Genomic DNA, 21813 nt, shown 5'->3' with positions numbered 1-21813 from the left:
GGCACTGACGGAAGATCCAGATCGTGGGAGCATTAATGGGGCCAGAATCAGGAGGAGCAGGTTGCGATCACACGAAAATCTCGGAGAGTTCCTCGAGGGCAGGTCGGCGTATCTCGACTCGGCCACCAACACGCCGATGTACCGGCGCGTGCGGGCCATGCTCGAAGACCTGCTTGCACGTGGAGTGTTCGACGGTGGTCGACCCATGCCGTCGACGCGCTACCTGGCGCAGGAACTTGGCGTTTCCCGAAATACGGTGGCAGCGGCCTATGACGAGCTGATCGCGCTCGGAGTAATCGAGAGTCGTCCTCGCAGTGGTCTTTACGCGGCAGCCCCGCTCACTCGAACACCTTCTGCAGAGTCGTCGCCGCCCGCTCCGCCAGTTGACTGGTCGACATTGCTCCAGCCCCGCGAGAGCGTCGAGTTCACCCGAACTCTGGGCCATCCCGACGCCTTCGACTATCCGTACCCGTTCATCAGTTCTCAGCCCGAACTGCGCTCCTTCCCGGTCCGCGGTTGGTTGCGCGCGGCGAGTGAGGCGATGACGGGACCGCATCTGCGATACAGCGTGCGTGACGCCGTCGATCAGGACGATCCGCTGCTGGTGGAGGCGCTGCGCAAGGAGATTCTTCCGTCCCGTGGCATCGAAGCAGCGGCTGACGAGATCTTGGTGACGAGTGGAACCCAGCAGGGTTTGTCGTTGATTGCCGACGTCCTGTTGCGACCCGACAAGATCATGGGCTTCGAGAACCCCGGATACCTCGACGCGATGCACATTTTCAAGCGCTCCGGTGTGGAACTGTCTCCCATTCCCGTTGACGGGCGTGGGGCGGTGTTCGACCGATCGACTGTCTTCGACGCCATGTATCTCACGCCGAGTCATCACCACCCCACCAACGTCACATTGAGCTTGCCTCGCCGCAAACTGCTCCTGGAATTGTTGGAGGAGAGAAACGGTTTTGTGATCGAAGACGACTATGACAGCGAATTCCGCTTTCGTGGGAGGCCGACTCCGTCCCTCAAATCCTTGGGGGACAACCGCCGGGTGATCTACCTCGGTTCCTTCTCGAAGTTTCTCTCGGCCGGCCTGCGCATCGGGTACATCGTGGCGGATCCGCCTGTCATTGCGGCACTTCGAGCAGAACGGCACCATCGAACCAAACATCTCCCGGGACATATTCAGCGGTCGCTGGCGTTGTTCATCATGTCCGGGGATTACCACAAGGTGCTGCGCTCGCATCGTCGCCGACTCAAGCAGAACTGGGAAATCATTACCGAGTCGATCAACAAGTACATGCCTCGAGTTGAGACGCCGTCGTTTCCTCCGGGCGGTGTCAGTGTCTGGTACACCGGCCCGGAGGATCTTGACGCTGCCGAACTCACGGAACGTGCAGCCCTGCAGGGGATCCTGGTGGCCGACGGCTCCCGCTACTTCTTTCCAGGGACAGGCTCCCGAAACTGCCTGCGGCTGGGTTTCGGTTCGATAGACCAGAATTCGATCGAACCGGGTATCGCACTGCTCGGCGGAATTGCTCACCGACTACTGGATGAATCTCGCCGGATCAGTGAGTGAGGCCCCGCGCTCGGTGGGCCCGGGCGACGCGACCGACCGCCAGGGTCATCGCGGCGCGTCGGAGCGTGGTGCCGGTAGCACCAGCCTGATCCAGTACCGCAGCCCAGGCTGCAGTCATCCGATCATCGAGTCCCCGTTCTACTTCGGGGAGAGTCCACCAGTAACCCTGTTGTGCCTGAACCCATTCGAAGTAGGACACGACGACTCCGCCGGCGTTGGCCAGGATGTCCGGGACCACCAACACTCCCGCTCGCTCGAGTGCGGCGTCGGCCTCGGCGGTGGTTGGCCCATTTGCGCCCTCCACGACAATACGTGCCTGGATGCGATGTGCGTTGCCGCCGTGGATAACTCCCTCAACCGCAGCGGGAACCAGGAGGTCGACATCCAGTTCGAGAACGGCAGCGGGGTCGATCTGCTCACCTCCGGGGAAGCCTGCGACGGAACCGTGCTCGGTGACGTGGGCTCGCAGAAGGGGCAGGTTCAATCCGTCGGCGTTGTGCACCGCGCCGAATCTGTCGCTGACAGCGACGATCCGGACTCCCGCGTCGGCGAGGTAGTCGGCAGCGTCGGCTCCTACCTTGCCGTATCCCTGGACAACGGAGGTGGCCGAGTTCGGTTCTATGCCTGCCTTTTTCAGAGACAACAACGCGATGTGCGCAACACCGCGTGAGGTTGACGTCCGGCGGCCGAGCGAACCGCCGAGATCAAGCGGCTTGCCCGTCACCACGCCCGGGACACCACGGCCGCGAGTTGCGGAGTAGGCGTCCATCATCCAGGCCATCGTCTGCTCGTCGGTGCCGACGTCCGGAGCGGGAATATCGTTGTCCGGTCCGATGACGGGTGAGATTCCCTGGGTGTACGTCCGGGTCAGTCGTTCGAGTTCGGCCGGCGAGAGAGTCAGGGGATCGACGTCCACCCCACCTTTTGCCCCGCCGTACGGAATATCGAGGAGCGCGCATTTCCACGTCATCCACATTGCGAGAGCCCGCACTTCGTCAAGATTCACTCCGGCGCTGTACCGGATCCCGCCCTTCGCCGGTCCGCGCGCGATGCTGTGCTGCACGCGGTATCCGGTGAACACTTCAACGTCGCCGTTGTCGCGGACCAGCGGAACGCTGACCGTCGTCTCACGTCTGGCGGACCCGAGGATGCGGTGCAGGCCGTCCGGGTAGCCCAGGGCCGCCACTGCCTCCGCGAGTTGCGTGCGCGCGTCGTCGAGCGCACTGGCGTGGACGGCCGAGGCTGTCACCGGGGACCGTCGTAGTAGGAATCGGCCACGTCGAGGGCAGTGTCGAGCATGGCGAGTGCGGCGTCGACCTGCGTCGGCGTCACGGTGCACGGCGGGACGACGTGGATGCGGTGGTAGTTGTTGAAGACGAGCAGTCCGGCGTCGCGGGCGGCGGCCATCGTCTGGCCGATCGCGGCGTTGGTGCCGCCATACGGTGACAGGGGCTCGCGCGTCTCGCGGTTCGTCACGAGATCGAGTGCCCAGAAGACTCCGAGACCGCGGACGTCCCCGATGCTCGGGTGCTTGTCCGCGAGAGCGCGTAGGCCCGGTCCGAGTGACGTGCGACCGATGAACTCTGCGTTCTCGACTATGCGCTCCTCGTGCATCGTGGTGATGGTGGCCACCGCTGCGGCGCAGGCGAGCGGGTGGCCGGAGTACGTCATGCCGCCGGGGTACGGACGCTCGGCAAACGAGTTGTAGATCTTCTCGCCGACGATGACTCCGCCTAATGGCACGTAACCGGAGTTCACCCCCTTGGCAAACGTGATGAGGTCGGGGACGACGCCATAGTGGTCGATTGCCAGCCAGGCGCCCGTGCGACCGAAGCCGGACATGACTTCGTCGCAGATCATGACGATGCCGTATCGGTCGCAGATGTCACGGACCCCCTTCAGATATCCGGGCGGCGGCGGCATGATGCCGGAGGTGCCGGGAACGGATTCGACGATGATCGCGGCAAACGCGGCCGGACCTTCGAAGCGGATCAGAGTTTCGAGATGTTCGAGAGCTCGCTCACATTCCTGTTCCTCTGTCTCGGAACGGAATTCGGATCGGTACAGGAAAGGTCCGTGGAAATGAACGGCGCCCGAGTTTCCGTAATCGTTCGGCCACCGGCGGTGATCGCCCGACAGGTTGATCGTCTCGGCAGTAGCGCCGTGGTACGAGCGGTACGCCGAAAGGATCTTGTAGCGACCGGTATGCAAGCGCGCCATGCGAATTGCGTGCTCGTTGGAGTCTGCGCCGCCGCTGGTGAAGAACACCCGGTCCATTCCCTCGGGTGAAATCTCGGCGATCAGACGCGCTGCCTCGGACCGAGCCTCGTTTGCGTGTGCCGGCGCGATGGTGCAGAGCTTCGCAGCCTGCTCCTGTACCGCCGCGACAACCTTGGGATGCTGGTGACCGACGTTCGTGTACACGAGTTGCGACGAGAAGTCGAGGTATTCCTTGCCGTCGCCGTCCCACAGGTAGCAGCCGTCTGTGCGCTCGACCACCATGGGCTGCAAGGATTTCTGTGCCGACCATGAGTGAAAGACGTGTGCGCGATCCAACTCGTACGTGCGTTGTGACGTGCTGATTGCGGGAGCTGCCATGGCAGAAACCTCCTGATCGAGGGTTGGAACTTCTTCAGTCCACTCAAGGATGGGGAATGGTTGTGGTCCTGCGCCAGATCCAGATTCGAGGGCATCTCCTGGGGCCAGTTACACGATGGAACCTTCGCGTTAACACGAGACGGCTACGTTACGACTGGCCCGAGAAATTCACCACGCAGGTGGCACTGGAGTGGGGGCCAGATCACGAGCACACTGGTGAGCAGTTCATTCACCGCCGTCGGGATCTCGTGTCTGCGGATCTCTCAGGGCCGAAACATCATTCATCGAGGAGTTCACAACTATGTCCGTCATGAAAGCTCCAGTTGCCGTGGTCACCGGGGCCAGCAGCGGCATCGGTGCCGCTACGGTGCGCCACCTCGTCAAAGAGGGTTTCGACGTGGTGATGGGTGCACGCAGAATGGATCGACTCGAGGAGTTGGCACGTGAAACAGGTGCTCGCGCTCTGTCTCTCGATGTGACGGACGTCGAATCGGTCGACGCCTTCTGCGCGTCGATCGAGCGGTGTGACGTGCTGGTCAACAATGCCGGCGGCGCATTGGGAGCCGACAGTATCGCCGACACCGACGAAGCCGACTGGACCGCGATGTTCGACGTCAACGTACTCGGTGTACTGCGCGTCACACAGCGGCTTCTCCCGCGCCTTCGTGAGAGCGGAAACGCTACTGTCGTCACCATCGGGTCGATTGCCGGACGCGAGCCCTACCTCGGCGGCGCTGGGTACAACGCCGCGAAACATGCTGTGACAGCACTCACTCGGGTTCTTCGCCTCGAACTGCTCGGCGAACCCATCCGTGTCTGCCAGATCGATCCCGGCATGGTGGAGACGGAGTTCAGCATTGTGCGCTTCGGTGGCGACAAGGAGCGTGCCGATGCGGTGTACGCCGGCGCCGATCCGTTGACCGCGGACGACATCGCGGAATGCGTTGCCTGGGTTGTGACCCGCCCGAGCCGAGTCAACGTCGACTCGATGCTTGTACTGGCTCGCGACCAGACCTCAGCTCAGCGAGTGCACAGGAGGACGGCATGACCACCACTGCTTCACCGAGTTCAACTGCTTCACCGAGTTCAACAGAAGCTACGCGTGTACCTACTCCTCCGCCCGCAGTGTCCGCGAAGAAGCGCACACCGATCTTCACGCCGGAACGGGTGCGCTCAATCGGAGTCCGGATTGCGGCTCTGGTTGCGTTCCTCGTGGTGTGGTGGGGTGTTACCGCAGCCGGTGTGATCGACGAATTATTCCTTCCTTCACCAGGTTCGGTGTGGGATGCGTTCATTCGGGCCAACACCTGGCATCAGGTGGCGCCCGGTGTCGACCGCGAAGTGCTCGGCGAACAGAACTACTTTCTCTGGGAACACTTGATCGCCAGCGGTCAGCGCATAGCGGCGGGCGTCGGCGCGGCCGTGATCGTGGGTCCGCTGATCGGTTTTGCGATGGGAATGTCCGTCCCGATCAGAACCTTCGTGGAGCCGTACCTGAACTTTCTGCGTGCGTTGCCGCCACTCGGCTATATCGGCCTGCTGATCGTCTGGTTCGGTATCGGTGACACCTCCAAGATCTGGCTGCTGTTCCTCGCTGCCTTCCCGCCGATCGCGATAGCCACACTAAACGGCGTCACCTCGGTGAAGGTCGATCAGATCAACGCCGCTCGAGCTCTGGGTGCGAGCCGAACTCAGGTACTGACCAATGTGGTCTTTCCGTCGACGCTGCCGGAAGTGATCAACGGTATTCGAATCGCGGTCGGCTTTGCGTGGACCACCGTGGTGGCCGCGGAACTCAACAACGGCATACCCGGTATCGGCGGGTTGGCCTATCTTGCCGGCACGCAGCTCAATACACCACTCACAATCGCATGCATCATCGTCATAGGTTGCGCCGCACTTGTTCTCGACTCCGCGATCAAGGCAATCGGAACACTCGTAGCACCATGGAAGGGTAAGGCATGACCGGTCAGTCGAGGCGAATTGCAATCGCGGTGGTTTCCGCTGCAGCTCTGGGAACAACTTTGACCGCGTGTGTGGAAACGGGTCGAGGTGAGATGAGCCGCTCGATGGACAGCTCAGTGAGTTGTCCTGTCACAGTGGATGAATCGGTGACTACATCGGCACGGATCGGGTATCAGGACATTCCGAACGGTGACCTGATCGTCAAGGATCAGGGACTGCTCGAGGCGTGCATGCCCAATGCGGATATCATGTGGAGCAAGTTCAGTTCGGGGCAGGATGTAGTGCAGGCCTTCGGTTCCGGAAGCCTGGATCTGGGAACCTTGGGGTCGAGTCCGGCAACAATGGCGTTGTCGGCACCGCTGAATATCCCCATGCAGGTCGTCTGGATCCAGGACGTGATCGGCGAAGCCGAGTCTCTCGTTGTCAAAGACCCGTCGATCAATACCTTGGAAGGGTTGAAGGGCAAGAAAATCGCGACACCCTTCGGCAGTACGTCGCATTACAGTCTGCTTGCAGCCCTCGGAGCGGCAAACATGACTGCCGATGTCACCCTCATGAGTCTGAAACCGGACGCAATGCTCGGAGCGTGGCAGGGTGGACAGATCGACGCGGCCTGGGTGTGGGATCCGACGCTGTCGAAGCTGACGGCCGACGGTCACATCATCATGAGTAGCGCTGATGTTGCGGCACATGGCGCGCCGACGTTCGATCTCTCGGGTGCTACCACTGAATTCGTCTCCGCCAATCCGGAATTCATGCTCATGTGGACCAAGCTGCAGGACTACGCAGCTGGCCGGATCAACGCCGATCCCACTGGTGCCGCAGTATCGATGTCTGCTCAACTCGGTATTGCCCCCGACGTCGTCAAGCCGCAGTTGGCGGGCTACACGTACCTCTCGGCGGCGGAGCAAGCCGGCCCCGCCTTCCTCGGCGGCGAGTTCACTCAAAGTCTTTTCGGCACTGCGGAATTCCTGCTTCAGCAGGGAAACATCGACGCAGTAAGCCCCAGCAGCACCTACGCCGAGGGAATCTACACGGATGCAGTGACGAAAGTGGGCCAGTCATGACAAGCACGGCTACAGACCTCAGCACTCGCGTCGTACTCACCGAAGTTCGGAAGGAGTACGTCACCGCAGGTGAATCGGTACTCGCGCTGGCCCCCACCAGCTTGACTTTCGAACCGGAAGAATTTGTCTGTGTAGTCGGACCGTCCGGTTGTGGCAAGACGACGCTCCTCCAAATGCTTGCCGGTTTCCAAGCGCCGACCGAGGGAACCATCATGGTCGGGAACACTCACATCAAGGGGCCCGACCCGGATCGTGGTGTGGTGTTCCAGCAAGCAAATCTGTACCCGTGGTTGTCGGTGCGGAAGAACGTCGAGTTCGGGCTGAAGATGCGGGGAGTTCCTCGCGCCGAGCGTGCCGCCGAGGCCGATCGGATGCTGGAAATGGTCGGCTTGGAGTTGTATGGTGACCGTAAGCCCTACGAGCTGTCCGGTGGCCAGCAGCAACGCTGCCAGATTGCGCGTGTACTTATCACAGACCCGCGAATTATCCTGATGGACGAGCCTTTTGGTGCACTCGACGCCATGACCCGCGAGAAGTTGCAGCTCGAACTGCTCGACTTGTGGCGCGAGCGTCGTAAGACGGTCTTCTTCGTCACTCACAGTGTGGAAGAGGCGATCTTCCTCGGAACCCGAGTGATTGTGATGGGCGCCAGGCCGGGTCGCGTCATCTACGACCGCAAGGTGTGGTTCAAGGGTGACAATCGCGAACCCGTCGACACCGCTGTCCGTTCGACCCCCGAGTTCGTGGCTATGCGAGACGAAGTCGCAGCCAAGATCTACGAGGCACAAGGTTTGATCGGCGCAACGGTTGCGTTGCACTGACTTTCACTCATCTGGAGGAGTTTTCGTGAAGATCGACCGCAAGAAGCGTCTGATCCGAGTGTCCAGTGGAGCCCTGGCACTGTGTGCGGCTGCATCGGTAGCAGCTTTTGCTGCCCCGGCATCGGCCGAAGGGTCATTGTCCTTCGGAGATCCGCAGGCACCACAACTGTCGCCGGGAACTCTGATCACCGCGCACAATCTCACCGAATCTGCCGCACTGCCCAGCGCGGCGAAGAACGAACGTATCACCTACATGTCCCAAAGTGCCTCAGGTGAACCGATTCTCGTTTCCGGCGTTGTTGCTATCCCCAAGACGCCTGCCCCGGCAGGTGGTTGGCCGGTGATCAGTTGGGCACACGGCACAACCGGAGTTGCCGACGCCTGTGCGCCGTCGGCGGATACTCCCGCCGGTCCGGTTCACGACTACCTGTCGGTGGTCGATCAAACTCTCGACCAGTGGGTCAGCAGTGGGTACGTTGTGGTCCAAACCGACTACGAGGGTCTCGGTACCCCCGGCGGTCACTCGTACATGAACGGGACCAGCGCTGCCAATACCGTGACCGATATCGTTCGAGCCGCTCGGCAGGTGGACGATCAGGTTGGCAAGGACTGGTTTGCGATGGGCCACAGCCAAGGTGGGCAGGCAGCCGCTTTCACGTCGCAGATCGGCAAGGACCGCGCACCGGAACTGAATCTGAAGGGTGCGGTATCGATAGCTCCCGGAAACGGCACGGCCCAGATTCCGGCAATGGTTGCTACGGGAAATCAGGCTATGGCAGGGGGAGTGCCGTTTGTTCCGGTCATCCTGCTGGGCGTACAGGCAGTTGATCCGTCTGTAGTTCCTGAAGACTTGCTGTCGGATCAGGCCCAGCCGCTCCTCGAGGCTGCCCGGACGGGGTGCCTGGCGGCAGTGCGTGCGGTACCGACTGTCCCCGTTGATCAGATCTTCCGTGAGGGTGCAGATCTGACGGCGTTGACAGCAAACCTGAACGAGCAGGAACTGTCGACCGTAACCCCGAAGGTGCCCACCTTGTTCGCGCAGGGAACCACGGATGTTCTTGTCTCGGTGGCAAGTACGTCCGGCGCAGTCAAGGATTACTGCGCCAAGGGCTCGGACATCGAGTTCAAGACCTACGAGGGTGCCGATCACCGCGGAGCAATCGCGGCGTCCTACAACGACGCGATGGACTTCACGACAAGAATGCTCGCGGGCGGAGAGGTGAACCCCGGGGCTTGTTGACCTCGCTAGGCCGATCGCACTCGTGAGGCTGTCAGCGGCCGTGCCGCTTTTCGTAGTCCTCACGAGTGCGATCGGCGCGGCGCTGGGCTTTCTCGTTCATCAGTTCGGGATCGAGGCCGTGACTCTGAAGGCGGTGACGGCGGTAGATGTTGCCAAGCGCCACGACAAAATAGGCCAGCGGGATGAGCAGTAGCGCCATCATGGCGAGAGGGATCCAAATGGGTCCCGGAATCAGGAGAAACAGCAGGAGGATGAGCGTCGCCGGCACCGTGAAACGAACGATGTAGCGAACCTGGGCGCCCGGTCCGACCAGATCGTTCCGAACCCAATCCTGGTACTTGTCAGGGAGTGTCTTGCCCAGAAGGTAGCCGCAGTACTGGAGGAAATTCGGGCGGGTCGATTCAGCCATACCTCCAGGGTAGTTGCCGGGAATGGCAGATTTACCCCGGTGCCTGGAAAGTGCGGCGATAGGCACTCGGCGAGACGCCGAGCGTGTCACTGAGGTGCTGACGCATCGATGTGGCGGTCCCGAATCCGGTGCGCGTCGCAATCGTGTCGATCGAGAGATCGGTTTCTTCGAGTAGTTCGCGGGCGTGATCGATACGCCGAGCGGTGAGCCAGCGGTTCGGTGTTGTCCCGACCTCGTCGCGGAATCTGCGACTGAAGGTGCGGACGCTCATGTTGGCGCGATTCGCCAGGTCCGTCAGAGTGATCGGTTCCCGGAGATGCTCGAGAGCCCAATGCCGAGCGGCGGCAGTCGATTCGGAAGGTTTGTCGGCAAGTGGGCGTCGAATGTACTGGGCTTGCCCACCGTCGCGCCACGGCGGTACGACGCATCGCCGGGCGACGGTGTTCGCCACTTCCATGCCGTGATCGCGCCGCACGATGTGTAGGCACAGGTCCACTCCTGAGGCCACTCCGGCGGAGGTCAGAATGTGGCCCTCGTCGACGAACAGGACGTCGGGGTCCACCTTCACCTTGGGGTAGATGCGCTGGAAGTGATCAGTGTTGCGCCAGTGAGTGGTGGCCCTCAAGCCGTCGAGCAGGCCGGCCGCAGCCAGAACGTACGAGCCGGTGCAGATCGACACAAGCCGCGTCCCGGGGCGGATGTGTTCGAATGCCGCCGCCAACTCGGGGGATAGGTAACCGTCCTCGTAGGCGGGACCAAGTTCGTACGACGCCGGAATGACGACGGTGTCCGCTGTGGCGAGTAGTTCACTGCCGTGGTCGACTGTAATGCTGAAATCGGCATCCGTTCGCACGGGCCGGCCATCGACAGTGCAGGTGAGGATCTCGTACAGAGGCTTGTCCTCGGCGTCGACCGCGCGTCCGAAGATACGCGCCGGGATGCCGAGCTCGAAGGGAATGACACCGTCGAGGGCAAGGACAACAACGCGATGCGGTCCGCTCATGGCCTGATTCTTTCATATATTGGCAATCTGGCCACTGTCGCGGTTGGGCGCGGTACAGCAGAATCCTCTTGTGACTTCTGAGATCGCTCTCCCTGAATCGGGCCGACAGCGGGTGCGCCCGCCGCGCTTTCACCGTGCCTGGTCGGTGGCGATCGTGGCCTTCCTGGCGCTGGTCGGTGCTGCCAGTTTCCGAGCGGCACCGTCCATTCTGATCGAACCCTTGCACGAGGATTTCGGCTGGTCACGTGCCAGTATCTCGGCTGCCGTATCGGTGAACCTGGTCCTGTACGGACTCACCTCGCCGTTCGCGGCGGCCCTGATGGAGCGCTTCGGTATCCGCGCTGTTGTCACCTCCGCGCTGGCGTTGATCTCGCTCGGCAGTGGTTTGACGATCTTCATGACGTCGAGTTGGCAGTTGATCCTGCTGTGGGGCGTCTTTGTCGGCTTGGGGACCGGATCGATGGCACTGGCCTTTGTCGCCACCGTCGTCGACCGCTGGTTTGTCGAGAAGCGTGGGCTCGTCACCGGCATCCTGACAGCCGGTGGTGCGGCCGGCCAATTGGTGTTCCTGCCCGTCCTGGCAAAGATCGCCGAAACCTACGACTGGAAGAGCGTCGCCTTCACGGTCTCGTTCGCCGCGTTGGCCGTCGTGCCGTTTGTGCTGTTGTTCCTGCGCAACTACCCGTCGGACGTCGGGACGACGCCATACGGTGCACCCGCCGATTACGTCGCGCCCGCTGCGCCGGTTCATCAGCGCGGCGGCGCCGGGGGCCGTGCAATCTCCGTGCTGATCATGGCCTCGAAGACCAAGGTGTTCTGGCTTCTTGCGGGCACGTTCGCGATCTGCGGCGCGAGCACCAACGGCCTGATCGGCACGCACTTCGTCCCGGCGTCGCACGATCACGGGATGCCGATCACCACGGCCGCGTCACTGCTGGCGTTGATCGGAATCCTCGACATGGTCGGAACCATCGCGTCGGGGTGGTTCACCGACCGGGTGGACTCGCGGAAACTGCTCGGCATCTACTACCTGTTTCGCGGAATCTCGCTGCTCTTCCTGCCGCTGCTCCTCGCGAACACGGTGAACCCGCCGATGATCGCCTTTGTCATCTTCTACGGACTCGACTGGGTGGCGACGGTTCCGCCGACTGTCGCGCTGTGTCGTCAGCACTTCGGCGCCGACGCTCCCATCGTGTTCGGTTGGGTGCTGGCGTCGCACCAGATCGGTGCCGGCCTGGTGGCGTTCCTGGCGGGCCTGGTCCGTGATCAGATCGGCTCGTACGACGCGGCCTTCTACGTGGCAGGCGCTCTGTGCGCGATCGCCGCTGTGATGTCGCTGATGATTGCAAAACGCCGTACTGTGATCGGCACCACCGACGGGGTAAGTTATACGTAACTCCAAGAACTACTCACCAGTAGGGGTACCGAAATGCCAGCTCCGTCCGCTGCGACCTTCTCGCGGCTCGCCGAACTGATCGCCATCGACAATGCTGCCGATCGCCCGACGAAGTCCATTACCGAGGTGTTCACCGGCAAGGAGCTGGCGACCATCCCCGTTGGCACCGCCGACGACGCACTTGCCGCTATCGCTCGCGCCCGCGTCGCGCAGAAGGAGTGGGCAAAGCGCCCCGTCCTCGAGCGTGCCGCGATTTTCCATCGCTACCGCGACCTCATCCTCGAGAACCGCGACGCACTCATGGACATGGCACAGGCGGAGACCGGCAAGTCCCGAGCGGCTGCGCAAGAAGAAGTTCTCGACATTTCGATGACGGCGCGGCACTACGCGCGCGTCGCCCCGAAGCTGCTGCGTCCGCGCCGAGTTTCCGGCATGCTTCCCGGCTTGACCAAGACGGTTGTGCGGTACCAGCCCAAGGGTGTTGTCGGCGTCATCTCGCCGTGGAACTACCCGATGACGCTGGCGGTGTCCGACGCCATTGCCGCGCTTCTCGCCGGTAACGGTGTTGTTCTCAAGCCCGACAGCCAGACTCCGTACTGCGCTCTTGCCTGCGTCGAATTGCTCTACAAGGCAGGGCTTCCCCGCGATCTCTTTGCTGTTGTTCCCGGTCCGGGCGGCGTTGTCGGAACAACGCTGGTCGAGAACACCGACTACCTCATGTTCACTGGTTCCACTGCCACCGGACAGTTACTCGGCGAGCAGGCCGGCCGCCGTCTCATCGGATTCTCCGCAGAACTCGGTGGCAAGAACCCGATGATCGTTCTGGCCGGCGCAGATCTGCGTGAGGTCACCGACGCAGCGGTGCGCGCGTGTTTCTCCAACTCCGGCCAGTTGTGTATTTCCATCGAGCGCATCTACGTCGAAGAGTCCATCGCACCCGAGTTCATCCGGATGTTCGGTGACCGCGTCAAGAAGATGAACATCGGCGCCGGGTACGAATTCGGAATCGAGATGGGCAGCCTCGTCTCCGAAGCCCAGGTCAAGGCTATTTCCTCGCATGTCGACGACGCTGTGGTGAAGGGCGCCACCGTCATTGCCGGTGGAAAGGCGCGCCCGGATATCGGACCGCTGTTCTACGAGCCCACGCTCCTCACCGGCGTGCCGGAGGACGCGGAGTGCTACCGCGACGAGACCTTCGGCCCCCTCGTTTCGATCTACCCCGTCAAGGACGCCGAAGAGGCAATCGCCGCTGCAAACGACACCGAGTACGGTCTCAATGCCAGCGTGTGGGCGGGAAGCAAGGCCGTCGGTGAAGCTATTGCCGCACGAGTCCGCGCCGGAACCGTCAACGTCGACGAGGGTTACGCACCTACCTGGGGCAGCACCGCTGCGCCGATGGGCGGCATGGGAGTTTCGGGCGTCGGACGCCGACACGGTGCCGAAGGTCTGATCAAATACACCGAGCCGCAGACGGTTGCGACCACTCGGGTCATGAATCTTGGTGGGCCACGCGGAGTTCCGGCCAAGCTGTGGGCCAAGATCATGCCCCATGCCATCAAGATCATGTCCTGGGTTCCGGGTCGGTAGGCGTGCAGGTGGATCGCTCGAGCGCCTACATCGAAGCCACGCCCGACTCCGTCTGGACCTTGGTCAGCGACCTCGAAGGAATGGGTCGCTTCAGTCCCGAAAATACCGGTGGTGCCTGGACTTCCGGAAAGCCGGGTACGGTGGGCGCAACATTCAAGGGCACCAACAAGCATGGTCTGGTGCGGTGGAGTACCCGCTGCACCATTACCGAAGTTGTTGGTGGGCAGAAGTTCGCCTTCGAAGTAGCTGAGTCGAAGGCGCGATGGAGCTTTCTGGTCGAGCCGTCGGGAACGGGGACTCTGCTCACCGAGACTCGTGAAATCTTTGCGGCTGCGCCCCGATATGTGCGGATTCTGTCCGGCAGTGGAGTTCTCGGCCGCGGCCGAGAACAGATCATCGCGGCCGGGATCGACACCACCCTCGCGCGTATCAAGATGCATCTCGAGCAGTAGGGAGAACATGCAGTGGGGCCAGTGCGGCCCCACTGCATGTTTTGATCAGACTGCGGCGTCGGCAATTGCTGTGTAGACGCGCGCTGGTTCCTCGGCAATGCGATTGAGGACGTAGAGCCACCACTCGGTCCCGAAGATCACGTATTCGCGAGTGGTGAAACCGTCGGCATGCAAAGCGTCCAGTTGCTCGGTTCCCAAGCCGAGCAGCATCTCGAACTCGACGTGTTCCGCAGCCAATGCCGAACCATGTTCTGCTCGAAGTGTTCGAGGATGTCGCGGTCGTGTGTTGCGATCGCCACGAGATGTCCGGCCTTGACGATCTTCGACGCGTACGTCAGGTATGCGTCCTGCAACTCGGCACTTCCGCGTGGGTATGCAATTGAATCCGGTTCCAGGAACGCGCCTTTCACCAGTCTGATGCGCCCGGGCCGATCGAGGAGTGTTGCGATGTCCTGCGCCGTCCGGTGCAGTCTCGCCTGAACGGTGACACCGACGTGAGTGAACCGTTCCGCTAACCGGCCGTGAATGTCGAGTACAAGATCGGTACGGTCGGAGCCTTCGGCCGAGATCATCAGTTCGGCTCCGGCACGCTCGGTTGCTTCGGCGAGCCGAACGACGTTGCGGTAACACAACTCCGGATCGACGACGAGACCGATGTGCGATAGGTCGAATGACACCGTGCTGTCGACGCCCGTCTTGCCGATGCGCTCCGCCAGTTCGACAAACACGTCGGTTTCGGCGTTCGCGACATCAGCGTCACGAACACTCTCCCCGGTGTATTCGATGCTGCCCTTATGCCCACGGGCAAAGATCGCCGGCAGGCGCCCGAAGGCTTCGTCCATCGTTTCGCCACCGATGTAGCGATCGGCGACTCTGCGCGCAATTGCTGCGGATGCCGGATCGGCCATCGTGCGCTCTTTGAGTGTTTCGTCGAGGGCCATCCGTCGGAGTACGTCGGCGGCCTGGGCTGCGGGGTCGGGATTCACGATGTCAGCCTACGTTCCCGGGCGGGGCAGGAATTTTTCTTCAAACCCTTGCGTTCGATCTATTGTCGATATATCGTCGATACGTCAAACAAACACAAACAGTCCAGGAGGACAACATGTACGCCCCACACAACAACCCAGAAATGCAAGAACGCCGCGAAGACTGCGGACGTGGACACCAGCGCCGGGATCGCGGTCAACGCCGCGGATTCGGTGAAGGTCGCGGATTCGGCGAAGGCCGCCCCGAGGGCCGACGCGGCGGAAATCTCGAAGGCCGACGCGGCCGTGGCGGCCCTGATCGTCGAGGTCACGGCGGCCCTGAAGGTCGTGGAGGACGCGGAGAATTTGGTGGCCGTGGCGGACGACCGGAGTTCACCGAGGCAAGTGCCGCACTTCGCACCGAGACGGGTCTTCTCCGAGGCGCCGTCGTTGCGGTAGCCACTGGCGGAACACCCGAGCAGGTAGCTCAGGCGCAGGCGATTCTTGCTGAGGCGCGACGCGCGCTGTTCGAACTGCTGGCCCAGAAGCCGGCTGAAGCGCCCGCTGAAGAATCTGCCGGTGAGTCCACTGAAGATCCTGCCGAGACTTCGGCAGAGTGATCACCGCGCTCAGGCGCCGACGGTAACGTCCTCGCTGTTCATGCCGGAGACATGACCGTCGGCGCCCTCTCGCCAGTACCCGACAACATTGTGCTTGTCGCGGGCGATTCCACGAACTTCCCTCAGATGCTTACGAATTCGTCGGCTTGTTGCGCTTTCGCACGCCACCCAGGCGTAGGTATTCTCAGTAGCGGAGTCAGGGAACTCCACCTTCTCGACAGCATCGAAAAGTGCGCTCGGCGCCTTTCCGAGACCACTGCCCGTGAGCCACGTGTACGTGACTTCGCCGCGAGTGACTAATGCCTGTCGATCTTCTTCCGTTTCCACCTCGATGATCGCGTGTGCGACATCGCCTTCGCGGAGTTCTTCGACAATCCTGCCCAAACCCGGGAGTCCCGTTGCGTCTGCGACAAGCAGTTGCCAGCGTGGGCCGGCCGGGGCTTGGTAATGAGAGCGCGAACTATCGGACCAGAAAACGCCGAGTAGGTGTCCGGGTTCGGCCCGCAAGGCCCAATCCGCAGCAATACCGCCAGGGTGCACGACGAAGTCGATGTCGAGACGTCGACCGCCGTCGTGCACTTTGCGCACTGTGTAGTGCCGCCACGGCGGCTCGGTCCCCAGTTCGGCTTTGCCGTAGTCGGGATTGTTGAAGAATTCGTAATTCGCCTCTGTTTCGCCGGGTTTGGGGAAGGCGAGGTCGATTCGCTCGTCACCCTGCCCGCCGGTCGGCCAATGCCAGTCGCCTTCGGCCTCGATGCTGATCCGTCGCATGTGCGGAGTCAGGGACACGACGGATACGACGCGGGCGGGCTCGCAGAAAGACATGCTTCGACCATAGGGTTTCGGCCTGTCGATGTGGGGACAGATGCTGTCGCAAGGAGGACACAATCCCGCGATTATCGGGTTCAGTCTCGGTGGACGGGGCCCTGGCGGGTGGTGGAGCGGCGGCGTCGCTGTTTCGGGTCGATCGCGGACGGTGGGATGAACCACGGTTTGTGATCATCGCCCATCTTGACTTCCCAGATGCCGCGGAACCCGCTGGTGCTGTGGATCAATCGGTGATGATTTCGGCAGAGGAGGGTGAGGTTGTCCATCACCGTCAGTCCACCGACCGACCACGGTTTTATGTGGTGGGCGTCGCACCAAGCAGGTACCGCATCACAGTTGGGGAAGGCGCAGCCTTTGTCCCGGGCGATCAGCGCCGTCCGCTGTTCGGGTGTGACGAGGCGTTTGTGCGGGGTCGCATCCAGCGGCGCACCCTTGCCGTCCATCAACACTGTGGAGAGCATGCAATCGCACGCGAGCATCCGGGTCAGGCTCACGCTGAGTGGCCCCATCCAGGGCATGTACCCGACGTCAAGGTCCTCGAAATCAGGCTCATCGTCATCCGCCGCGACATCGTTGCGCATGGTGGCGCATTCCCGATGCTCGGCAAGGTCTTTCGCGGTGATATGCACATTCACGTGCGGACGCTGACCACCATCAACACCGGTCATGGCATTGTCGAGGTAGCGGCGGATCAACTCCGTGAAGGCATCTGCGGTGCGTTTGGCAGCCGACCGCTGATCCGGGGTCCCGTCGGCGGCCGGTTTCGGCATCGACAGACCCGAGAGAGCCGACAACAACATTTCACCAGTGAGTGCATCGAAATCGCCCTTGATCGCGACCCGACCGTTCAACGTCGGCGAGATCCGCAAGACGTTGAGGTCGTCATCCTCACCGGGCGGAGTGTCGTCGGATTCGAAGATCCGCTGCAAAACTGCAATCGCGTAGCGGAGTTTTATGGTGGTCGCCTCGACCCCGGATGCGGCAGCGAGCAGTGTTGCCATGCAGGACGGTAGAGCGTTCTCCGGCATTCCTTTTGGTGGGGATTCGCAGAACGCGACGATTATTGCCGCATGATCGAGCGAGAGATCGCCGGCCTCGAATTGGGCAGTTATATCCGGGAATACCCGCAGTGCGGCACCGAGTGCGGCAATCTTGTTACCGGCCGCGTTCTGCAGCATCGTGTTCGCCGCCAACCAGCGACCAACACCGCGGTAGCACAGCACCTGCTCATCAGGATTGAGCGCCAACTCATCTACTGCGGCAACCCGAATCGCTTCCAACCGAAGGATTTCCGCAGACACACAGACAGCGACATCCCGAACCTCGGACGGACGCAACCGCCACAACCTGCCACGCACACCCGCCGCCGGACCGGCTACAACATCCCCCACCACAGTTGAATCGAAAACCGTCGTCATCAAGGCCTCCCCACCCGTGACCTCAATTATACTCGAACACCTATTCGAATCAAGAGGCAATTCGGACAGGTTAGATCGAGCCCAACTCCCGAGCCCGGGCGACCGCGGAGGTTCGTGACTTCACACCCAGCTTGCCGAAAATATGGACCAGGTGAGATTTGACCGTAGTCTCGCTGAGGAACAGTTCCTTGCCGATTTCGCGATTCGACTTTCCGGCCGCTACCAGCTTCAGAACCTCGATTTCTCGTGGACTGAGGCTGGTTTCGGGTTTTCTGACCCGGGTCATCAACTTGGATGCGATTGCGGGAGAAAGAACGCTGTCGCCCGCAGCGGCAGAGCGGACCGCCGCGAGGAGTTCTGGCGGCGGAGTGTCCTTGAGTAGGTATCCGCTGGCTCCGGCTTCGACGGCGCTGAGGATATCTGCATCGGTGTCGTAATTCGTCACCACGAGTACGTGAGGTGGGTCAGGCAGTGCGCAGACGGATCGGGTGGCGTCGACGCCTGATTTTCCAGGGCCGAACCGTAAATCCATGAGTACCAAGTCGACTGGTGTGGTGACGCAGAATGCGATGGCTTCTTCGGCTGTTCCCGCTTCGCCGATTACTTCGATGTCGGGTTCACTCTCGAGGAGAGCGCGCAAACCCGCTCGCACGATGGCGTGATCGTCGGCCAGCAGTAAACGGATCATTCGTCGCCGATCTCGAGGGGGAAGGTCACGGTGACTGCAGTGTGCCCTGGCTCCGACTCGATGTCGAAGGTGCCGCCCTGGAGTTGGACGCGTCGCCGAATTGCGTTGAGTCCAAAAGATTCGGCGGGCCCGCGATCCAGGACCGAGATGTCGAAACCGACACCGTTGTCGACGATGTCGAGGCTGACGGTGTCCGTGGAATATGTGAGTGTCACGGCCATTCGAGTGGCGTGGGCGTGGCGCAGAACGTTCGCCACCGCGCCCTGAGCGATCCGGACGAGGGTTGCCTCGAGCGGCATCGGTAGCGCGATCGGCTCGCCTTCGACTACGGCACGGGCCTCGATGTGAGCGCTGGACGCGCGCTCGCAGATTCGGCCAAGGGCGTCGGACAGCGACTGACCATCCAGCGCTGCGGGTGTCAATTCCGCTATCAGTTGCCGGGTTTCGGCAAGGCTGTCTGCTGCAGCTTCGCGGGCGAGGCTGATCTGACGCACGGCAGGACTGTTCGGATCGGCGCGTTCTGCGGCATGCAGCAGCATCTGGATGCTCGAAAGACCTTGTGCAACAGTGTCGTGAATTTCGGCGGCCAGTCGCTCGCGTTCTGCAAGTTTGCCGGCATCTCGTGACGTCGACGCCAATTCCTCACGCGTGTTCATCAACTCGTCGATCAGGCGACCGCGCTCGGCGGCCTCCCGGTACAGCGCTTGATAGCCGAGTCCGATGGCAACCGCGACAGCGGCGCCGATCATCGGACCGATTGCCCCCGCGATGGACCATCCCCGGTGCAGACCTGTTCCGATCACCGCGACCGACGTCGCGGTCACTACCGCTACCAGGCTCCACGGGCGTCGTAGCAGGTGAACGTAGAGGAAGAACAGACCGAAAACGAGGTAGGCCGCCTCGGCGGACAACCCCATCAGAACTATCCACACGAGGGTCAGCATGGCCAGCCACCAGCGCGCGGCATTCCCGCGCAGGCGCTTGACCACCCCGAACAGATAGACCGCGGTGAAGATCACCGTCAAGGCGATGATGTACGGCATCAGTGCGGTTTCGTCGACGATCGCCCTCAGGAAAACAACGCCGGCCAGCGCAACAACCAGTATGTGCAGGCCGAGTTGGAGGCCGGCAAAGACAGGTGTGAGCGGTGATCGGTGCATCTCGCCCAGCTTAACCAGGTTCGGCGCCGCGCCATCCATCAAAAGTTGTAATCGCGGGTCCTACTTCGGTTGGCCGCGATGTCCGTCCGAGGTGCGATGGAAAGAGTGTGGATCAGCGGGAGTGTAGAGGCAAGCACAGGAAAGGAATTCACAGTGTTTGTCGCAATGAAGGACTTACGGGCAGCGCGAGGTCGTTTCGCGCTGATCTCGGCGGTGGTTCTGTTGGTTGCACTGCTGGTCAGCTTTCTCAGCGGTTTGACCGCCGGGCTACGCCATCAGAATGTTTCTGCCATCGAGTCGATGACGGCGGATACCGTCGTGTTCGCCGATACCGGGGCGGGTGCGTCGTTCGACGAGTCGGCACTCACCGCTGATCAACTCGCAGCCTGGACGGCAGGCGCGCAGACTGTGGATCCCGTCGGCATCGGCCGCGGTAAGGCCGGTGTGGTGGGCTCGAACCAGAAGTCGGTGGCGCTGTTCGGCGCTGACGGCGGTTTCGGCAACCGGACGCCCGACGCTCCGGGAACGGTGGTCCTCAGCGAGGGCGCCGCCCGGGAACTGGGCGCAGCCGACGGTGACCGAGTCAGCATCGGCTCGGAGGAGTTCACCGTCACCGCAGTTCGCGGCGATGACTGGTACAGCCACACTCCCGTCGTCTGGACGACACTCGCGGATTGGCAGGACCTGAATCCGCGCGGCGGGGTAGCAACAATTCTGGCTGTATCCGGCGCGTCGGATCCTTCGGCAATCGACGATGCGGCATCAACAACGTCGACGACGGTGACCGGCTCGCTCGATGCCATCGGGTCGTACAAGTCCGAGAACGGGTCGTTGACCTTGATGACGGTGATGTTGCTCGCGATCTCGGCTCTCGTGATCGGCGCATTCTTCACGGTGTGGACGATCCAGCGCATGCCGGATATCGCAACGTTGAAAGCGCTCGGCGCGACGTCGGGTTCCTTGGTCCGCGACGCGCTCGGCCAGGCGTTCATCGTGCTTGTTGTCGGCGTTTCGCTCGGAATCGGCTTGACTGCGATCGCCGGTTCGGTGATCGGCGATTCGATGCCTTTCGTATTGGACGCGTCCACAACTCTGGTGCCCGCAGTGGCGCTCATCGGGCTCGGCCTGCTCGGCGCCGCGTTTGCTCTTCGATTCCTCTTCACCACTGATCCGCTCACAGCACTAGGGAGTTCGCGATGACCTCTGCAGCCGGAAGCACCGTTCTCGACATCCAAAACGTCAACCTGACATTTCCCGACGGACAATCCCGCGTCACCGCTCTCGACGACGTGTCCCTGCGACTCGATCGCGGGGAGATTGCCGCGATCACCGGCCCGTCGGGTTCGGGAAAGTCCAGCCTGCTCGCGGTGGCGTCGACGCTTATTCGCCCGGACTCGGGCCGCGTCTACCTGCGCACCGGCGGCGAAGCCACGGATCTTGCGACACTCGGCCGCCGCGACGCGTCCGAACTTCGACGCACGTCCATCGGCATCGTGTTCCAGCAATCCAATCTGGTGTCGTCGTTGACGGCCCTCGAACAGCTCGAGGTGATGGCGCATCTGGGGCAGTCCGTGTTCACGTCGCGGGCGCGCCGCAAAGCCGCGAAAACGAAAGCGATGGATTTGCTCGATGCGGTTGGATTGGCAGATCACAGCGGGAAGCGTCCAGGGCAACTGTCCGGTGGTCAGCGTCAGCGGGTGAATCTCGCGCGCGCCTTGATGAACGATCCGCAACTGTTGGTGGTGGATGAGCCCACGAGCGCGCTCGATCAGGAACGTGGCGCGGCGGTCATGGATTTGATCATCGGAGTCGTGCGAGAACACAATGCTGCAACTCTTCTCGTGACACACGACCGCGGACACCTGCATCGGATGGATAATGTTTATCGTGTGGTTGATGGATCCTTGACAGTCGATCGGGAGGTATTCGCGGCCTGACTGCGGGGGCGTGGTCTCCAGTGACCGTCGAAATTCCCCAACCGGAAGTCAACCGACGATTAGCTGGGACGCTAGACTGTTGCGAC

At 62.0% G+C, this 21813-nt stretch carries 21 protein-coding genes; 12 read left to right on the top strand and 9 right to left on the bottom strand.

Annotation, left to right across the window (positions count from 1 at the left end):
- Nucleotides 1-61: 61 nt before the first annotated feature.
- The gene (locus FEZ60_RS21500; RefSeq protein ID WP_141485335.1) at nucleotides 62-1573 is read left to right on the top strand and encodes a PLP-dependent aminotransferase family protein; all 1512 of its coding nucleotides are present in this window, start codon (nucleotides 62-64) and stop codon (nucleotides 1571-1573) included.
- Here the strand turns inward: FEZ60_RS21500 and FEZ60_RS21495 are convergent.
- Entirely contained in the window at nucleotides 1563-2822 is a 1260-nt protein-coding gene (locus FEZ60_RS21495; RefSeq protein ID WP_172936945.1) for a Glu/Leu/Phe/Val dehydrogenase, read from the bottom strand. The genes FEZ60_RS21500 and FEZ60_RS21495 overlap by 11 nt on opposite strands.
- A complete protein-coding gene (locus FEZ60_RS21490) occupies nucleotides 2819-4171 on the bottom strand; it encodes an aspartate aminotransferase family protein (RefSeq protein WP_172936944.1) in 1353 nt (450 codons plus the stop codon). Before FEZ60_RS21490 ends, FEZ60_RS21495 begins: the two co-directional genes overlap by 4 nt.
- 301 nt (nucleotides 4172-4472) lie before the next feature.
- Here FEZ60_RS21490 and FEZ60_RS21485 point away from each other — a divergent pair, with 301 nt between their 5' ends.
- The 5 genes from FEZ60_RS21485 (at nucleotide 4473) to FEZ60_RS21465 (ending at nucleotide 9264) form a co-directional block, all read left to right on the top strand.
- Nucleotides 4473-5219 carry an SDR family NAD(P)-dependent oxidoreductase gene (locus FEZ60_RS21485; protein ID WP_095887591.1) on the top strand — a complete coding sequence of 249 codons (747 nt, stop codon included), beginning with the start codon at nucleotides 4473-4475 and terminating at the stop codon, nucleotides 5217-5219.
- Nucleotides 5216-6136, top strand: a complete 921-nt coding sequence (locus tag FEZ60_RS21480) for an ABC transporter permease subunit (protein WP_172936943.1) — start codon at nucleotides 5216-5218, stop codon at nucleotides 6134-6136. The genes FEZ60_RS21485 and FEZ60_RS21480 overlap by 4 nt, the downstream gene beginning before the upstream one ends.
- 146 nt (nucleotides 6137-6282) lie before the next feature.
- A complete protein-coding gene (locus FEZ60_RS21475; RefSeq protein ID WP_346343392.1) occupies nucleotides 6283-7203 on the top strand; it encodes an ABC transporter substrate-binding protein in 921 nt (306 codons plus the stop codon).
- On the top strand, nucleotides 7200-8024 hold the full coding sequence (locus FEZ60_RS21470) for an ABC transporter ATP-binding protein (RefSeq protein WP_033235369.1): 825 nt from the start codon (nucleotides 7200-7202) through the stop codon (nucleotides 8022-8024). Before FEZ60_RS21475 ends, FEZ60_RS21470 begins: the two co-directional genes overlap by 4 nt.
- A 25-nt stretch (nucleotides 8025-8049) precedes the next feature.
- Entirely contained in the window at nucleotides 8050-9264 is a 1215-nt protein-coding gene (locus FEZ60_RS21465; RefSeq protein ID WP_230590241.1) for a lipase family protein, read from the top strand.
- A 31-nt stretch (nucleotides 9265-9295) separates the two neighbouring features.
- On the opposite strand, the gene FEZ60_RS21460 is transcribed toward FEZ60_RS21465, so the two are convergent.
- Both FEZ60_RS21460 and FEZ60_RS21455 read right to left on the bottom strand, forming a co-directional pair.
- Nucleotides 9296-9673 carry a DUF5313 family protein gene (locus FEZ60_RS21460; RefSeq protein WP_033235370.1) on the bottom strand — a complete coding sequence of 126 codons (378 nt, stop codon included), beginning with the start codon at nucleotides 9671-9673 and terminating at the stop codon, nucleotides 9296-9298.
- A gap of 31 nt (nucleotides 9674-9704) precedes the next feature.
- Complete coding sequence (locus tag FEZ60_RS21455; RefSeq protein WP_045066200.1) at nucleotides 9705-10676, bottom strand: helix-turn-helix domain-containing protein; 972 nt, start codon at nucleotides 10674-10676, stop codon at nucleotides 9705-9707.
- A gap of 70 nt (nucleotides 10677-10746) precedes the next feature.
- Between FEZ60_RS21455 and FEZ60_RS21450 the strand changes: the two genes are divergently transcribed.
- Genes FEZ60_RS21450 through FEZ60_RS21440 form a run of 3 tightly spaced genes read left to right on the top strand, consistent with a single transcriptional unit; the run spans nucleotide 10747 to nucleotide 14111 of the window.
- Nucleotides 10747-12072 carry an MFS transporter gene (locus FEZ60_RS21450; protein WP_172936941.1) on the top strand — a complete coding sequence of 442 codons (1326 nt, stop codon included), beginning with the start codon at nucleotides 10747-10749 and terminating at the stop codon, nucleotides 12070-12072.
- A 33-nt stretch (nucleotides 12073-12105) separates the two neighbouring features.
- Nucleotides 12106-13659: a succinic semialdehyde dehydrogenase gene (locus FEZ60_RS21445; RefSeq protein WP_033235373.1), complete on the top strand. Its 1554-nt coding sequence runs from the start codon at nucleotides 12106-12108 to the stop codon at nucleotides 13657-13659.
- An 8-nt stretch (nucleotides 13660-13667) separates the two neighbouring features.
- Nucleotides 13668-14111, top strand: a complete 444-nt coding sequence (locus FEZ60_RS21440; protein WP_172936940.1) for an SRPBCC family protein — start codon at nucleotides 13668-13670, stop codon at nucleotides 14109-14111.
- A gap of 137 nt (nucleotides 14112-14248) precedes the next feature.
- Here FEZ60_RS21440 and FEZ60_RS21435 read toward each other — a convergent pair whose 3' ends face one another.
- Nucleotides 14249-15097, bottom strand: a complete 849-nt coding sequence (locus FEZ60_RS21435) for a proline dehydrogenase family protein (protein WP_346343391.1) — start codon at nucleotides 15095-15097, stop codon at nucleotides 14249-14251.
- A 116-nt stretch (nucleotides 15098-15213) separates the two neighbouring features.
- Here FEZ60_RS21435 and FEZ60_RS32605 point away from each other — a divergent pair, with 116 nt between their 5' ends.
- Complete coding sequence (locus FEZ60_RS32605; RefSeq protein WP_242484743.1) at nucleotides 15214-15696, top strand: hypothetical protein; 483 nt, start codon at nucleotides 15214-15216, stop codon at nucleotides 15694-15696.
- 9 nt (nucleotides 15697-15705) lie between these two features.
- Here the strand turns inward: FEZ60_RS32605 and FEZ60_RS21425 are convergent, their stop codons facing one another.
- The 4 genes from FEZ60_RS21425 to FEZ60_RS21410 all read right to left on the bottom strand — a co-directional run bounded on the left by FEZ60_RS21425 (nucleotide 15706) and on the right by FEZ60_RS21410 (nucleotide 19829).
- Entirely contained in the window at nucleotides 15706-16521 is an 816-nt protein-coding gene (locus FEZ60_RS21425; RefSeq protein ID WP_172936939.1) for a siderophore-interacting protein, read from the bottom strand.
- An 80-nt stretch (nucleotides 16522-16601) separates the two neighbouring features.
- Nucleotides 16602-17942, bottom strand: coding sequence for an HNH endonuclease signature motif containing protein (locus FEZ60_RS21420; protein ID WP_172936938.1), 1341 nt, complete (start codon nucleotides 17940-17942; stop codon nucleotides 16602-16604).
- 70 nt (nucleotides 17943-18012) lie between these two features.
- Nucleotides 18013-18630 (bottom strand): response regulator transcription factor, encoded by a 618-nt coding sequence (locus FEZ60_RS21415; RefSeq protein ID WP_172936937.1) that lies wholly within the window; start codon nucleotides 18628-18630, stop codon nucleotides 18013-18015.
- Nucleotides 18627-19829 (bottom strand): sensor histidine kinase, encoded by a 1203-nt coding sequence (locus FEZ60_RS21410; RefSeq protein WP_095887597.1) that lies wholly within the window; start codon nucleotides 19827-19829, stop codon nucleotides 18627-18629. The genes FEZ60_RS21415 and FEZ60_RS21410 overlap by 4 nt, the downstream gene beginning before the upstream one ends.
- Nucleotides 19830-19943: 114 nt before the next feature.
- Here FEZ60_RS21410 and FEZ60_RS21405 point away from each other — a divergent pair, with 114 nt between their 5' ends.
- Nucleotides 19944-20990: an ABC transporter permease gene (locus tag FEZ60_RS21405; protein ID WP_045066832.1), complete on the top strand. Its 1047-nt coding sequence runs from the start codon at nucleotides 19944-19946 to the stop codon at nucleotides 20988-20990.
- On the top strand, nucleotides 20987-21727 hold the full coding sequence (locus tag FEZ60_RS21400; protein ID WP_172936936.1) for an ABC transporter ATP-binding protein: 741 nt from the start codon (nucleotides 20987-20989) through the stop codon (nucleotides 21725-21727). The genes FEZ60_RS21405 and FEZ60_RS21400 overlap by 4 nt, the downstream gene beginning before the upstream one ends.
- Nucleotides 21728-21813: the final 86 nt, after the last annotated feature.

Origin of the sequence: Rhodococcus sp. MS16, from assembly GCF_013277795.1 — a bacterium.
Taxonomy (GTDB): Bacteria; Actinomycetota; Actinomycetes; order Mycobacteriales; family Mycobacteriaceae; genus Rhodococcus_F; species Rhodococcus_F globerula.
The sequence above is the reverse complement of the archived record's forward strand: the minus strand, read 5'-3'. Positions and strand labels throughout refer to the sequence as shown.